The sequence below is a fragment of the Sphingobacterium populi genome (assembly GCF_001586775.1).
GTDB lineage: Bacteria > Bacteroidota > Bacteroidia > Sphingobacteriales > Sphingobacteriaceae > Sphingobacterium > Sphingobacterium populi.
Map to the genome: position 1 here is coordinate 381,391 of NZ_LQXS01000002.1, position 13,853 is coordinate 395,243.

A 13,853-nucleotide genomic window follows, 5' to 3' on the forward strand; every position below is an offset into this window, starting at 1 on the left:
CTATTTTTGGTAATTAACTCCTACTTAAACTGTAATTGTTGAGGTAAAAATAATGTTAAAGTGATGGGGTTGGTGATAAGTAATTTTCTTTTGTAGGAGGAGCGCTACATGAATAACGATAAAGACCGATTGCGACATACCAATGGGAAATTTGGGTGTATTGATTTTTGTATGGTTCTATTAAAAGTAATGTGGATACATATACTTTATCAATTCTGCGGATTTTTACTAAGGCCACCTGATAGGTTCCCCCTGTTAGTATCCGATTGTTATTTTATGTGCCAAATTCATACAAACCTTTGTAGCAGTAGATGTTATCTCTTAGTACATTCAATAAAAAATGAAGATGTAGCTACCGTGCTGCTCACTGGTCCATAATTAAGCGATTAATTTATGCTAAACGAGTAAATTTAGCACGATTTGTGCTCTTAGAATGCTATCTTGCTATCAAATAGCCTACGATAGCAAGGCCGAGATCTATGGGATTAAACAGAAAGAATAATCAGTCCGAAATCAATGAACAATTTCCTGTTATAGGGGTTGGCGCATCCGCAGGCGGATTGGAAGCTATCAAAGCCATGCTGTCTACTATACCTGCCTACTCCGGTATGGCATTTATCGTAGTACAACATCTTTATCCTGAGAAAAATAGCTTATTGCCCGATCTTCTGCAAAAGATTACATCTATACCTGTAGTATCCATTACAGAACATCTGCATATCGAGCGGGATCATATCTATGTCATTCCACCAGGCAAGATAGTTACCGTTGCCAATGGTTTGCTAAAACTCAATCCCAGACCGACCAAAGAAAAAGCAAATAAGGCAGTAGATGCCTTATTTATGTCCATGGCAACATCGTACGAAGCTAGTTCCGCGGCCGTTATACTTTCGGGAATGGGCGTTGATGGTACCGCAGGAATGCGTGCAATTAGAGAACAAGGCGGATTAACCATTGCTCAAGACAATTCTGCTGGCTACACGGCAATGCCCGGGCATGCGATCGACGCCAACATTATCGACTTTGTTTTACCTCCGGATCAAATTGGTAGAAAGCTGACGGATTATTTTGCCATGCTACGGCAGGGCTGGTCTGCCAGCGAGCCAGTATCCGAATCCGTAGATGAGGAAACGACCTATCGCAAGATCATGGAGTTGATGCATCAGCGCAAAGAAGCTGACTTTAGTTTGTATAAGCAGACAACAGTTCGCCGGCGTATCGTCCGCAGGATGCTGATGTTAAAGATTGCAGATATATCGGATTATCTGACCTATATTACCGATCATCCGATAGAGCAGGATCTATTGTTCTATGATTTGCTGATATCCGTCACGGCATTTTTCAGAGATCCGTATTGCTTTGAATTATTGATTAAGAAGATTGTCCCACTAATTTTAGAGGGTAAAAATGACGGTGAACCAATACGCATTTGGGTGGCAGGCTGCTCCACCGGTCAAGAACCGTATTCTATCGCGATTGCTTTGCACGAATTCTTTGGACAACAATTGCATCAGCAACGCATTCATATTTTTGCTACAGATATTTCCGATAAATCCATCAAAATTGCTCGGAGCGGGATGTACCACAAAAAAGAATTGGAGGGCGTAAGTGTTGCGCGTCTGGCAAAATACTTTGACAAGCATAAGGATCATTATGTGGTTTCTAAAACGATCCGAGATATGTGCGTGTTTGCGGTGCACAATTTTCTGAAAGATCCTCCCTTCGCTAAGATGGATTTAATTTCCTGTAGGAATGTAATGATCTATTTCAAACCATTTTTGCAAAAGAAGACCATCGCGATCTTCCATTACGCACTGCGAGATAAAGGAATATTGTGGCTCGGTAATTCGGAAACGGTCGGATCAGCATCCGATTTTTTTAACCCACTACAGCGTAAAAGTAAATTTTATACCCGAAAACCTGGAGTCGGCAGGTACATCACCATCATGGGTGGTGGTAAACAAACGGCCGTTGAGGAAGAAAATATGACGCTTCGTAGCAAAGAAGTAAAGACAGAAGATTACCAGAAAAGTGCAGACGAAATTGTATTGTCAAAGCATGCGCCTCCAGGCGTCATAGTCAATGATCAGTTCGATATAGTGCAATTTCGTGGAAGTACAAGCCGGTTTTTGGAGCCACCATCTGGTAAAGCTACCTTTAATCTGATGAAGATGGCAAAAGATGGTCTGTCGTTTGAGTTGCGCAATGCACTACATCGCGCAAAATCATCAGTTGAACCATTTTCTAAATCTGGCGTCTCTATCAATGGTGGTGAGATATTGGTTGGAATAGAAGTTATTCCGCTGCTCAACACCTTTGATCCTTATTATTTAGTACTATTTAAAGAGGAGCCCGCCTTGCCGACACGGCGAAAGTTGTCTTCTAAAACGGTGAAGACAGCGGAGCAGGAACGAATTTTGCAACTTGAAAGAGAACTGACGCAGATTCGTGAAGATATGCGTAATATCACGGAAGCTCAGGAAATTGCTAAAGAAGAACTGCAAAGCTCTAATGAGGAACTCTTAAGTGGTAGCGAGGAGCTACAAAGTCTGAACGAAGAACTGGAGACCAGTAAAGAAGAACTTCAGAGTACCAATGAAGAATTACTTACTGTAAATCAAGAGCTCTTTGAAAGTAATGAGGAGTTGAACATTAGTCGCAAGCTCGCGGAGGCAACCATTGCAGTGTTGCACGAGCCACTCATTATGTTGAATAGCGACCTGATGATTCAGAGTGTCAATTATGCCTTCTGCAAAACATTCAAAATAAGTCAAGAACAAGCCGTAGGTAAGAGTTTTTACCAGTTGCAAAATGGCGGCTGGAATATTCCGGGATTAGCTAGCGAGTTCACGCGTATCCAGCAAAATGATGAACAGGTTATAGAGAAAGAAATTAGTTTTACTTTCCCAACGCTAGGCGAGCGAGTTGTCAAATTCAATATTCACCCGGTAAAAAAGGCCAATGGTGAGCAACTCATTCTGCTGGCTTTGGATGATATTACCGAACGAAAGAATGATCTGCTACAGCAGAAGGTCTTTTCGGAGGAATTACAAAAGCAAATTGCAGAAAAGGTCAAACTGGAAAGGCAGAAAAACGATTTCATCAGTATGGCTTCACACGAATTGAAAACTCCGGTAACAAGTATTAAGGGTTACACGCAAGCGCTACATCGTCGATTTCAGAAAGAAGGCAACAAAGAGGCGGAGAGTTTTTTGGCCAAGATGGATAATCAGATCAATAAACTTACCGCTTTGATTGGTGATTTGCTCGATGCCACAAAAGTAACCGCAGGCCAACTAGAGTATAATATAGACCATTTTGATTTTAATAGTTTAGTAGTCGAAGTCACGGAAGAGATGCAACAAACCTCTAGAAAGCACCAGATTAAAATCAATTTGGATCAATCAGTAGAGGTACTAGGTGATCGCAATCGTATTGGGCAAGTAATTACCAACTTATTGTCCAATGCCATCAAATATTCTCCACAAGCCGATGAAGTATTGGTAAAAACTTCATTGGAGAAGGATCAAGTTAGGCTATCTGTTCAGGATTTTGGAATTGGTATATCCGATAAAAATCAGCAGAATGTGTTCGATCAGTTTTTCAGGGCCGATGGTTTTCTTCAAAATACCTTCGCGGGTTTAGGGTTGGGGTTATTCATTTCCAGCAAAATTATGAGCAGGCATCATGGCGATCTTACAGTGCATAGTACTGAAGGCAAGGGATCGACATTTATGATCTCACTTCCACTAAAAAGACAAAAATGAAAAAAATACTGGTAATCGATGATAACGAGGGCATCTTAGATGTGGTTAGTATTATTCTGGAAAGTGAAGGATACGAAGTACATCAGCTAATCGAACCTAACCGGGTGACACAGCTACCGCCCGCAGATATGCCAGATTTGATTCTCCTGGATATTTGGATGTCTGGCGCCGATGGCCGAGTGATTTGTAGGCAGCTAAAAGATCAACCGCATACGCGTCACGTACCAATTGTGCTCATGTCTGCTAATAAAGACATTGCCGAGATTGCAGATAGCGCTGGTGCGGATGGATATCTGGCCAAACCATTTGAAATGGATGATCTCATCATGATCGTGAAGCGATATCTCACAAAGGAAGCTGGCTAATATCTTTTCAAAAGCTACGAAAAGCGCTACGAGTAACCTAAATAAGCCAAATCCGACTAAAATGACCAGCTTCGCTAATTTTTCTTCTTTGTAATTTTGGCTTCTGGATCGTTAGGCGTATCATTCAGCTGTTCGTCGCCAGCATCTACGCCGGCTTCTGCGTCTTTATCCTGCTTGTTTTCCTTATTCTTTTTTACGACAGAGGTCAATTCTCGATAAGTATCTTCTTTTTTATCCTTTTTTAAACCTGTTATTTTTGTCTCTACTTTCGTTGCCATAGTGTCTATATTTTGTGCCTAATGAAGCATGTTTATGCATTCAGTATAAAAAAGGATTGAACTACGGATATTGTTTTTAGGCAATTAAGATCAAGTATTTTTTCAGTTACTAATGCGGTCTTCCACAGCAAGTGGTTGGGCGTTCATATATTTCTACAACTGCTAGTTCCGTCTTTGTCTCACAACCAATTACATTAGAATTTAAATTATCTTTGCTATGAAAAAAAATGTATTGTGCATGGACGGAGTGCCAGTGCCATCGACGCTATTCCTAAGCAGGAGATTGTACTGAAAATGCATGAAGCTGGCGTGCTGGTTGGAGAATATAAGGGAACGGTCAGCGTTGATGGATACATATCTATAGCTATGAATAATCAGATGGAATAGGGAATAAGTAAAATTTAAAGTACACACTACACCAATGCCAGGTCGCCGAAGAAATATTACGTACCGAAATGGCTTTAGGTTTTGTACCTATTGTTAATAATTTTTGTGTACATTTACATCATTAATAATATTTTATACCAAAAAGTAATGCAAGAAGGCATAGTAAAATTTTTCAACGAGACCAAGGGTTTCGGATTTATAACTCCAAATGACGGTGGTCAAGAAGTTTTCGTTCATGTTTCAGGATTGACTCAAGATATCCGTGAGCATGATCACGTGTCTTTTGAAGTTGAACAAGGTCGTAAAGGACCAAACGCAGTAAATGTTAAGTTGATATAAGTTAATTTTTGCATATATTGTATAAACCGTTTTGCGATGCAAGACGGTTTTTTTGTGCCCAAATATTTGCGAATACGTTGGTGTATAGATCATTAAATGAAAATGGTGTAAATAGCTTCAACTACTCACACCACGATATACCGATGCATGCTGCAAATGTGACTTTTTTATCAATTGCAGCTGTTTTTTCTATTAGTTCTGAACATAATAGCCTAGCGCGACATACTTTTGATGACGCTGGTGTGCGATTTCCAAGCCTGAGCTAATGAAGCAAATTCTATATAGTTTACCCGAAACTCCGCACAAACATTCTTTACGATCTTATTAATCTCTGGATAATGTATATGGCTAATTTTCGGGAATAAATGATGTTCGACTTGAAAGTTAAGTCCGCCCAATAACCACGTGAGTACCTTGTTGCGCGTGGCAAAGTTCGCTGTCGTATTTAGCTGATGTACAGTCCATTCGTCCTCCATTCGGCCCGGTTCGCTTGCAGTAAATTCAGTTTCTGAAACTACATGTGCTAGTTGAAATACAGTAGCTAAGCATATGCCACAGGCAAAACCTGCGATCAGCAAACCAATTAAGGCCGGAAGCCAGCCAACAAGGAGAACTGGGATCGTGATGAAAACCTGAAAGTGCAGCACCTTACTGATCCAAAAAATCCATTTTTCCTTATTAGGCATGTTAAATAGGGCTGAATGCTTCCCTAAACGGCGTCTAAAATATTTTTCATAATCTTGGAAAAAGATCCATGCTAAATACGATATGGCGTATAAAATTGGGAAGTAAAGATGCTGAAAGCGATGGTGCAGCTTGGGTTCCTGAGAATCGTGTATGCGCAAAAATTTGATCTCAATATCATGGTCTTCACCTTCAATATTGGTGTAGGTATGATGGGCGATATTGTGCTTCAGTTTCCACAGGTAGATATTACCTCCCAGCGCATTGAGTGAATAGGAAAGAAAGGTATTTACATTTTTGTTGCTCGATAAGCTATTGTGGCCTGCATCGTGCATGATATTGAACCCAATAGCTGCAAAATTAATCCCCAACAAAACACACAATATTACAGATATCGGCCAGAAAGGCGATGCAAAAACCAAGATACTATATAACAGCACCGCAGAACTGATCAAGACGATTGTCTTTTTATACATTTTAGTACCGCCAGTGGTCCGTTGTGCAGAGCTGGCGAAATAGTCATTTACCCTACTTTTCAAAATTTTGGAGAAGGATGTATTTGTATTGTTGAATTTTGTTGATTTTTTCATGGTGATGTTTTGCATAATTTCGCCTTACTTTCCTTGGTTATATAAGTTGGAAAGATGTAGAAATAAGGGTATTACGTATGTAGCGAAATATTTGATATTTTTATGAGCACAGCTATTTATCAGGCGATGCAATTTTTTACTTTGTAAATGTACTCGTTTATTTTGAGAATTAGCTGTGGTATTCCGGGGATTCGTATTAAATAACGTATTCTTAACACTCTACTGGCATGGTAAATGTGCCAAATGGCATACAGATACGAAAAGGAAGGCGTCAGTTTTCTAGTTTTGTTTGCAATGCCGTTAAGATAGCATTGGCCTTCAAAAGGCATTCGGCGTACTCGTTTTCAGCATCTGCATCAATTGTAATAGCACCGCCCGTATGGAAAGATAGGTAGCGTTTAGAGCGATTGTAAAGCAATGTTCGGATTACAACATTAAAGTCAAAATTGCCGTCCGGTGAGAAATAGCCCACAGCACCGGCGTACACACCGCGTTTTGACTTTTCATAACGATCGCATAAAGCCATCGCACTTACTTTAGGTGCACCCGTCATAGAGCCAGCAGGAAACACACGTTTGATCGCTTCCAGATCTGTGACTTTGGGGTCAATTTCGCAGGTAATAGTAGATACTAATTGATGAACTTGGCTAAAGGTGTGAACCTGTGGTATACGTTGCGCGGTAACACTACCAGCTTTGGCACTGCGCGTCAGATCGTTACGTACCAAATCAACGATCATGACATTTTCTGCCATTTCTTTGGGATCTGAGCGTAGGCGCTCTATAATTTCGAGATCTTCGTGCGTGGTTTTGCCACGCTTGGCTGTGCCCTTGATTGGTTGAGAAAGAAGCGTATTGCCTCGTTTGGCAATAAAACGTTCGGGTGAAGCCGACAGAATGTACTGATCGCCAAACTTGAAAAAGGTGGAAAACGGAGTAGGGGAAACCGTATTTAGATGCCAATACACACTAGGAGGATCAATAAAACAATCCGTCTGATAAAACTCCTGACACAGATTCACTTCATATATATCCCCACGTTGAATGTGTTTCTTTAACTGATGAAATGATTCCAAATAGGTTGCTTTGCTCATGCGCTTCTGGAAAGGGCGATTTAATATCGGTTTCTTCAGATTTATGCTTGTGTGGCAAATGGATTCGTAGATTGATTGAATATCTATGCCGTCTGGAGCATGGATCAAAACATGCTTTTCTTGGAAGTGGATAAGTATTTGAGGTATAAAAAAATAGGCATCCGGAAATGCCAGTCCATCCGGTAGGTCGGTACGTAGCTCTTCGATTTGGTTCTTTAGATCATACCCAAAAAAACCAAACATCCAGTCGTTAGGATGTTTGGTTTTAAAATTTTCTATTTTCTGAAATGTGCCTGTATGATCGGCTACGATCTCATCTCGTACACCCACAGCCAGTATACTCTCAATAGCAGTATAAGGATCTGCAAATGCGTTGGAGTGTAGCAAACAAGCGGATTCAAAAGATTCTGCCCAAAGCACTGCTTTAGGCAGAAAATCGGCTCCTTCTATCGTAAACGTTGCCGTAGGCATTCTATATACTTTCTTAAAGTACGATAGTCTGTACGCGATCCGGGCCTACAGAAAGGTATTTGATCGGCACTTCCAGTGCATTCTCTAAGTATGTAATGTAATTTTTAAGCGCAGCCGGAATTTCATCAGCTTTGCGGATACCCGTTAAATCCTGATTCCAGCCCTCAATTTCTTCATAAACAGGCTCTGCTTCATTGGTGATGATTTCGTAGGGCATATAGTCGATTACCTCGCCATTATGCTTATAATGCGTGCAGGCATAAATTTTATCAAACGTGTCTAGTACGTCTGCTTTCATCATGATTAATTCGGTCACACCATTGATCATGATGGCATATTTCAACGCTGGAATATCAATCCATCCGGTACGTCTAGCACGACCAGTGGTCGCACCAAATTCATGGCCTAATTTACGAAGTTGCTCACCTGTTTCATCGTGTAATTCGGTCGGGAAAGGGCCGCCACCAACACGTGTCGCGTATGCTTTGAATATGCCGTAAACAGCGCCAATCCGATTAGGAGCAATGCCTAAGCCGGTACAAGCACCTGCTGTCGTGGTGTTGGAAGAAGTGACAAATGGATAAGATCCAAAGTCGACATCTAATAAAGTGCCTTGAGCACCTTCTGCCAATACGCGTTGACCGGCTTTCAAGTATTGATTGACAAGATGTTCTGAATCGACGTGTGGAATAGTCTTAAGGAATTCTACCGCTTCTAAAAATGCCTTTTCACGATCAGCAAAATCAGGTAAATCACCGTAGTGCGCTAAAATTGAAAGGTGTTTTTGCTTTAGTTTCTCGTAGCGATCCAAGAAGTCTGGCAAGGTAGTGTCGCCCACACGCAAGCCATTGCGACCAGTTTTGTCCATATAGGTAGGTCCGATACCTTTTAAGGTAGAACCAATTTTGCCCGTACCCATGTTGCTCTCAGATGCTGCATCCAATAGTTGGTGTGTAGGCAAGATCAGATGTGCTTTGCGCGCAATGACCAATTTGCCTTTCGAAACGGGGTCGAATCCAGCTTGTTTCAGATTGTCCAGTTCTCTTTTGAGGATGATCGGGTCAATAACTACACCATTTCCTATTAAGTTCAAGGTATCTTCGTTAAAGATTCCGGAAGGAATAGTGTTTAAAACAAATTTCTTGTTATCAAACTCCAGCGTATGGCCAGCATTCGGGCCGCCTTGAAAACGGGCAATCAAATCGTATTTTGGGCAAAAAACATCGACGATTTTTCCTTTACCTTCGTCTCCCCATTGTAAGCCCAAAAGGACATCAACTTGCATATTGAATTGAGATATATGATTAAATAAATTGTATACTTTGCAATGTGTACTAAATAAAAAGTTCGGGATAATGATGTGTTCAATTATCCCGAACAAAAGTACTATTGTTATCTAGAAAAGTGAAACTTATGTCAAAAAAGCATGTTAATCACTAAACTTCGCTTGCTGTGGTGACAGTAGGAATCGTCGTAGCTGATTGTTTTTCTCTGCATTCTTCGCAGACTCCATATAAGTTGAGCGAGTGATGTTTGATTTCAAACTTCAATAACTCACCCATCATGCTTTGAATCTGATGAATACGCGGATCGCAAAACTCCACCACTTTGTTGCACTCAATACAGATGACATGGTCATGCTGCTTATAGCCATAGGATTTTTCAAATTGTGCCATATTGCGTCCAAACTGATGCTTGGTCACCAAATCACACGACACTAATAGCTCTAATGTATTGTACACCGTCGCTCTACTTACGCGATATTTCTTGTTTTTCATGTGGATGTACAACGATTCCACATCGAAGTGATCTGTCCGCGAATAGATCTCTTCCAAAATAGCATAACGCTCTGGAGTCTTTCTCAGATTCTTGTTTTCCAGATATGCTTCAAATATCTTTTTTACTGTTTCGTAACTTTCACCTTGCTTCATACATTCCTTGTATTCTTCTGTACAAATTTACCAAAATTTGCGGGAATATCATATCAACTTAATGTCCTATTAAAGGCGCGCTGTGTGTTGTGCTATTTTAATTTCTACTTTCTGATTCGTAGCGTGTTACGCCGGTAATACCGGGGATACGCAATACGTTGCTGATCAGGTTGTCTAGTTGCTCAATGTCATTTACAAAAACCATGATACTGCCTTCGAATATGCCTTCATTGCTGGAGATGGATAGTGAGCGAATGTTGACGTTGAAGTTTCTAGAGATTACGGTGGTAATTTTATTGACTAGTCCAACATCGTCAATTCCTACGATACGAAGGCCAGTAAGAAAGGAAGTGTTGCGCTGTGACGAAGACCATTGTGCTTTTAAAATGCGGTAGCCATAATTGGCCATAAGGCGAGATGCATTCGGACAGCTGGTACGGTGAATTTTGATTCCATCATTCACTGTAAGGAATCCAAAAATATCATCTCCTGGTATTGGGTTACAGCAGGGCGCCAATGTATAATCAATTTTCTGCAGATCGTCACCAATTAGGATAGTATCCATGTCCTTTCTATTGATCTTATCGACCAATCCGGATACATGTGATTGGAACTCATTTTTATTGGCGTCTTCCGATTTCTCGGATGCGGCAAATTCTCTTAAGTTCTTAATATCTATTGTGCCCTTTGCTACTTGAAAAAACAAATCCTGAGAGCTCGCAAACTTGAAGTGATTAGCGATCTTGTTGATATTGTCGGTGTTGTAGGTGATTTTTAGGGATTTTAACTTCCTTTCTAGAATTTCCTTACCATCTTCAGCCACGCGCCGTTTCTCTTCTTTGAGGGAAGATTTGATCTTCGAGCGCGCTTTTGCGGTGACGACAAAACTAAGCCAATCTTCTTTGGGGCTCTGTTTTGCTGATGTAATGATTTCCACCTGATCGCCGTTATGAAGCGGATGAGATAGCGGTACTAACTTATGGTTTACCTTCGCTCCAATACAGGTAGCGCCAATGTCGGAGTGAATTTCAAAGGCAAAATCTAGCGCTGTGGCATTATGCGGCAACTGTACTAATGTACCTTTTGGAGTAAAAATGAAAATCTCGTCTGAAAAAAGATTCATCTTAAAATCATCCACGAAATCGATCGCATCAGGTTCTGCCGTGCTAAGTACATCACGTACTTTCTGGATCCACTGATCGAGACCGCTATCGGAATTAGATTCTTTGTATTTCCAGTGTGCAGCGAAACCTTTCTCCGCGATCTCATTCATGCGTTTCGTGCGGATTTGCACTTCGACCCATTGTCCGCGCGGACCCATCAAGGTGGTGTGCAACGATTCGTAGCCGTTTCCTTTTGGAGAAGAAATCCAATCGCGCAAACGATCGGGGTTGGGCCGATAAAGGTCTGTTACAATCGAATAAACCTTCCAACACTCTGTTTTTTCTTTTTCGTCGACCGTATCGATAATCACACGAATGGCAAAAAGATCGTACACCTCTTCAAAAGGAATTGATTTCTTGCGCATCTTGTTCCAGATAGAGTGAATCGATTTCGGCCGGCCGAATACATCTGCCTTGATGCCTTCGCCAGCCAAAATTTCTTTGATTGGAGCCACGAAGCTGGCAATGAACTTTTCACGTTCAGCCTTTTTCTCATTCAGTTTTCGTGCGATAAACTTGTACGTGTCAGGATCTGTATATTTCATAGACAGATCTTCCAATTCTGATTTGATCGCGTACAGCCCCAATCGATGAGCAAGCGGCGCGTATAAATAGCTCGTTTCTGAGGCGATCTTCAGCTGCTTATGTCGTGCCATGAATTCCATCGTCCGCATATTATGCAGTCGGTCAGCAAGTTTGATTAAGATCACACGAACATCATCTGCCAGCGTCAAGAGCATTTTTCTAAAATTCTCCGCTTGAATAGAGCTATTCGTATCGAAGATGCCCGAAATCTTGGTCAATCCGTCGATGATGCGAGCTACCTTTTTGCCGAACTGTTGTTCGATGGCTTCCACGGTCATGCTTGTATCTTCTACCACATCATGTAGCAGAGCACACACGATGGATGTGGTACCTAGTCCGATCTCTTCAGCAGCGATTTGAGCAACCGCTATTGGATGATAAATGTATGGTTCGCCGGATTTTCGGCGCATTTCTTTATGGCTTTCGAGCGACAAGTCAAACGCCCGACGAATTTCCTGTTTGTCCCCACGTTGTAAGGTAGGCTTACATGCTCTTAACAGTGCTCGATATCGTTTTCTTATCTCCTTGTTTTCCGCCTCAATATCAATCACATATTCTTCCATATCGTCTCCCAAGGTTGTGAGTTCCTTCAATTTACTTTATCTTTACTTGTCCTAGCGAGTGTACTAAAGTAGCATGATTTTTGTTTAAACATAAATTTAAGGAAAATCCGTGTGTTTTTAAAATGAATTTGCGATTTAATTCGGGTATGAGAGTCTTGATATGTGCGGTTGTAATGTGTGTATTTCTTCCTTTTTTAGGTCGTGCTCAACAATTGGTTATGCCCCACTATGGGGAGGGCAAAGCGCAAGTGGTTGATAGCTATCAGACGGTTCGTTTGGAAAGTGGAGAGGTGGTGCCTGCTTTTTTGATTCCCGAAGTGGTCGTTGTTGGTGTTCGACTATGGAAAAGCGAAGAAGAGCGTATGCAGTATCTTCGTCTAAAACGCAATGTTTTGCGCGTTCTTCCCTATGCAATTTATGCTCAAAAACGCTATGCGCAATTGGATCGGGATTTGGCTCAGGCTGAGAATAAAAAAGAGCATAAGCAGTTGGTCAAAGAATGCGAACGCGAAATCAAGCACAAAATCAATTCGGAGGTCAAGAATCTTTCGATCAGTCAAGGCAAAATATTAATCAAATTAATCGAGCGGCAAACGGGCAATACGAGTTACGATCTCGTTAAAGAGATGAAAGGTGGCGTAGCTGCCTTTGTGTATCAAGGTGTGGCTCGTGTCGTTGGGCACAATCTCAAAAGTACCTACGATCCACAAGAAGATTACGTAATAGAAACCATTATACGCGAATACGAACAGGCGCGACCGATGGCTGGTACACGCTAGTTACTAGTTATTTATTGTATGTAATGATCATTGTACGTCGAAATTATAATTTTAATTATTCTCCCAAAATACGCGTTTAAACATTATATTTGTTTATATTTTTTAAACAATAATCTACCGGTATGGAATTGGATTTGATGGTGATTACAGTGCATCCCGATGATGCAGAACTGGGTGCAGGTGGTACGATTGCTAGGTATGTAGCAGAGGGTAAAAAGGTAGGAATCGTGGATTTGACACGAGGCGAGTTGGGTACGCGTGGAACAGCAGAAACCCGTGCGGCAGAAGCACAAGCCGCGGCCACTATTCTAGGCGTCGCAATGCGCGTTAATCTGGGTTTGAGAGATGGCTTTTTCGAAAATAATGAAGAGCATCAGCTTGCGATAATACAATGCATTCGGCAATATCGTCCTGAAGTCGTGATTACGAACGCAGTCGATGATCGTCATCCGGATCATGGCCGGGCGAGCAAATTGGTGAATGATGCGCTCTTCTTGTCAGGATTGAGAAGAATAGAGACGCGCGATGCAAATGGTTTGCAAGAGAGCTTTCGTCCACGTTTACAGTTGCAGTTAATTCAGGATAAATACATACAGCCTGACATTATATTAGATATAACACCTTACTGGGAAGTTAAGAAAGAGTCAATTTTGGCTTATACAACACAGTTTAATGCGCCGGTGGATAGTGACGAACCGCAAACTTATATTTCTACACCAGATTTTATTTTGTATACCGAGGGTAGGGCGCGCGAATTTGGACGTAGCATACAGGCTACGTATGGCGAGGGCTTTACAAGTAGAAAATTGCTAGGTGTTGATGACTTATTCGCATTGCGCTAGATTATTCATTTTTAGG

Annotated in this window: 12 protein-coding genes; 6 read left to right on the top strand and 6 right to left on the bottom strand. The window is 41.3% G+C overall.

The features are described 5' to 3' along the window. The first annotated feature begins 479 nt into the window (after positions 1-479). Together A0125_RS05970 and A0125_RS05975 are read left to right on the top strand one after the other, a co-directional pair. Positions 480-3,767 (top strand): CheR family methyltransferase, encoded by a 3,288-nt coding sequence (locus tag A0125_RS05970; protein WP_066753591.1) that lies wholly within the window; start codon positions 480-482, stop codon positions 3,765-3,767. Next, entirely contained in the window at positions 3,764-4,132 is a 369-nt protein-coding gene (locus A0125_RS05975) for a response regulator (RefSeq protein ID WP_066753594.1), read from the top strand. The genes A0125_RS05970 and A0125_RS05975 overlap by 4 nt, the downstream gene beginning before the upstream one ends. Positions 4,133-4,206: 74 nt before the next feature. Here the strand turns inward: A0125_RS05975 and A0125_RS05980 are convergent, their stop codons facing one another. Continuing rightward, a complete protein-coding gene (locus tag A0125_RS05980) occupies positions 4,207-4,410 on the bottom strand; it encodes a hypothetical protein (protein ID WP_066753595.1) in 204 nt (67 codons plus the stop codon). Between the two features lie 234 nt (positions 4,411-4,644). Here A0125_RS05980 and A0125_RS15540 point away from each other — a divergent pair, with 234 nt between their 5' ends. Next, a complete protein-coding gene (locus tag A0125_RS15540) occupies positions 4,645-4,797 on the top strand; it encodes a hypothetical protein (RefSeq protein ID WP_156472435.1) in 153 nt (50 codons plus the stop codon). A gap of 147 nt (positions 4,798-4,944) precedes the next feature. Then, positions 4,945-5,136: a cold-shock protein gene (locus A0125_RS05985; RefSeq protein WP_066754255.1), complete on the top strand. Its 192-nt coding sequence runs from the start codon at positions 4,945-4,947 to the stop codon at positions 5,134-5,136. Positions 5,137-5,348: 212 nt separating this feature from the next. Here A0125_RS05985 and A0125_RS05990 read toward each other — a convergent pair whose 3' ends face one another. From A0125_RS05990 to A0125_RS06010, 5 genes are all read right to left on the bottom strand, one after another. Next, complete coding sequence (locus A0125_RS05990) at positions 5,349-6,410, bottom strand: fatty acid desaturase family protein (protein ID WP_066754257.1); 1,062 nt, start codon at positions 6,408-6,410, stop codon at positions 5,349-5,351. Between the two features lie 271 nt (positions 6,411-6,681). After that, on the bottom strand, positions 6,682-7,974 hold the full coding sequence (locus A0125_RS05995; protein WP_066753600.1) for an anthranilate synthase component I family protein: 1,293 nt from the start codon (positions 7,972-7,974) through the stop codon (positions 6,682-6,684). Between the two features lie 13 nt (positions 7,975-7,987). Continuing rightward, positions 7,988-9,259: an adenylosuccinate synthase gene (locus A0125_RS06000; protein WP_066753604.1), complete on the bottom strand. Its 1,272-nt coding sequence runs from the start codon at positions 9,257-9,259 to the stop codon at positions 7,988-7,990. A 151-nt stretch (positions 9,260-9,410) separates the two neighbouring features. After that, positions 9,411-9,905, bottom strand: a complete 495-nt coding sequence (locus tag A0125_RS06005) for a Fur family transcriptional regulator (RefSeq protein ID WP_066753607.1) — start codon at positions 9,903-9,905, stop codon at positions 9,411-9,413. 97 nt (positions 9,906-10,002) lie between these two features. Beyond that, entirely contained in the window at positions 10,003-12,216 is a 2,214-nt protein-coding gene (locus A0125_RS06010) for a RelA/SpoT family protein (protein ID WP_066753610.1), read from the bottom strand. 218 nt (positions 12,217-12,434) lie between these two features. Here A0125_RS06010 and A0125_RS06015 point away from each other — a divergent pair, with 218 nt between their 5' ends. Together A0125_RS06015 and bshB1 are read left to right on the top strand one after the other, a co-directional pair. Continuing rightward, entirely contained in the window at positions 12,435-12,995 is a 561-nt protein-coding gene (locus A0125_RS06015; RefSeq protein WP_231863142.1) for a DUF4294 domain-containing protein, read from the top strand. 122 nt (positions 12,996-13,117) lie between these two features. Beyond that, positions 13,118-13,837 (top strand): bacillithiol biosynthesis deacetylase BshB1, encoded by a 720-nt coding sequence (gene bshB1 / locus A0125_RS06020; RefSeq protein WP_066753616.1) that lies wholly within the window; start codon positions 13,118-13,120, stop codon positions 13,835-13,837. Positions 13,838-13,853: the final 16 nt, after the last annotated feature.

Bases quoted from the DNA above. Each gene is read 5' to 3' on its own strand.
- A0125_RS06010 (WP_066753610.1), bottom strand. From the start codon at position 12,216: ATGGAAGAATATGTGATTGATATTGAGGCGGAAAACAAGGAGATAAGA.
- bshB1 (WP_066753616.1), top strand. From the start codon at position 13,118: ATGGAATTGGATTTGATGGTGATTACAGTGCATCCCGATGATGCAGAA.
- A0125_RS06000 (WP_066753604.1), bottom strand. From the start codon at position 9,259: ATGCAAGTTGATGTCCTTTTGGGCTTACAATGGGGAGACGAAGGTAAA.
- A0125_RS05970 (WP_066753591.1), top strand. From the start codon at position 480: ATGGGATTAAACAGAAAGAATAATCAGTCCGAAATCAATGAACAATTT.
- A0125_RS05990 (WP_066754257.1), bottom strand. From the start codon at position 6,410: ATGAAAAAATCAACAAAATTCAACAATACAAATACATCCTTCTCCAAA.
- A0125_RS05995 (WP_066753600.1), bottom strand. From the start codon at position 7,974: ATGCCTACGGCAACGTTTACGATAGAAGGAGCCGATTTTCTGCCTAAA.
- A0125_RS05985 (WP_066754255.1), top strand. From the start codon at position 4,945: ATGCAAGAAGGCATAGTAAAATTTTTCAACGAGACCAAGGGTTTCGGA.
- A0125_RS06015 (WP_231863142.1), top strand. From the start codon at position 12,435: ATGCCCCACTATGGGGAGGGCAAAGCGCAAGTGGTTGATAGCTATCAG.
- A0125_RS05980 (WP_066753595.1), bottom strand. From the start codon at position 4,410: ATGGCAACGAAAGTAGAGACAAAAATAACAGGTTTAAAAAAGGATAAA.
- A0125_RS06005 (WP_066753607.1), bottom strand. From the start codon at position 9,905: ATGAAGCAAGGTGAAAGTTACGAAACAGTAAAAAAGATATTTGAAGCA.
- A0125_RS05975 (WP_066753594.1), top strand. From the start codon at position 3,764: ATGAAAAAAATACTGGTAATCGATGATAACGAGGGCATCTTAGATGTG.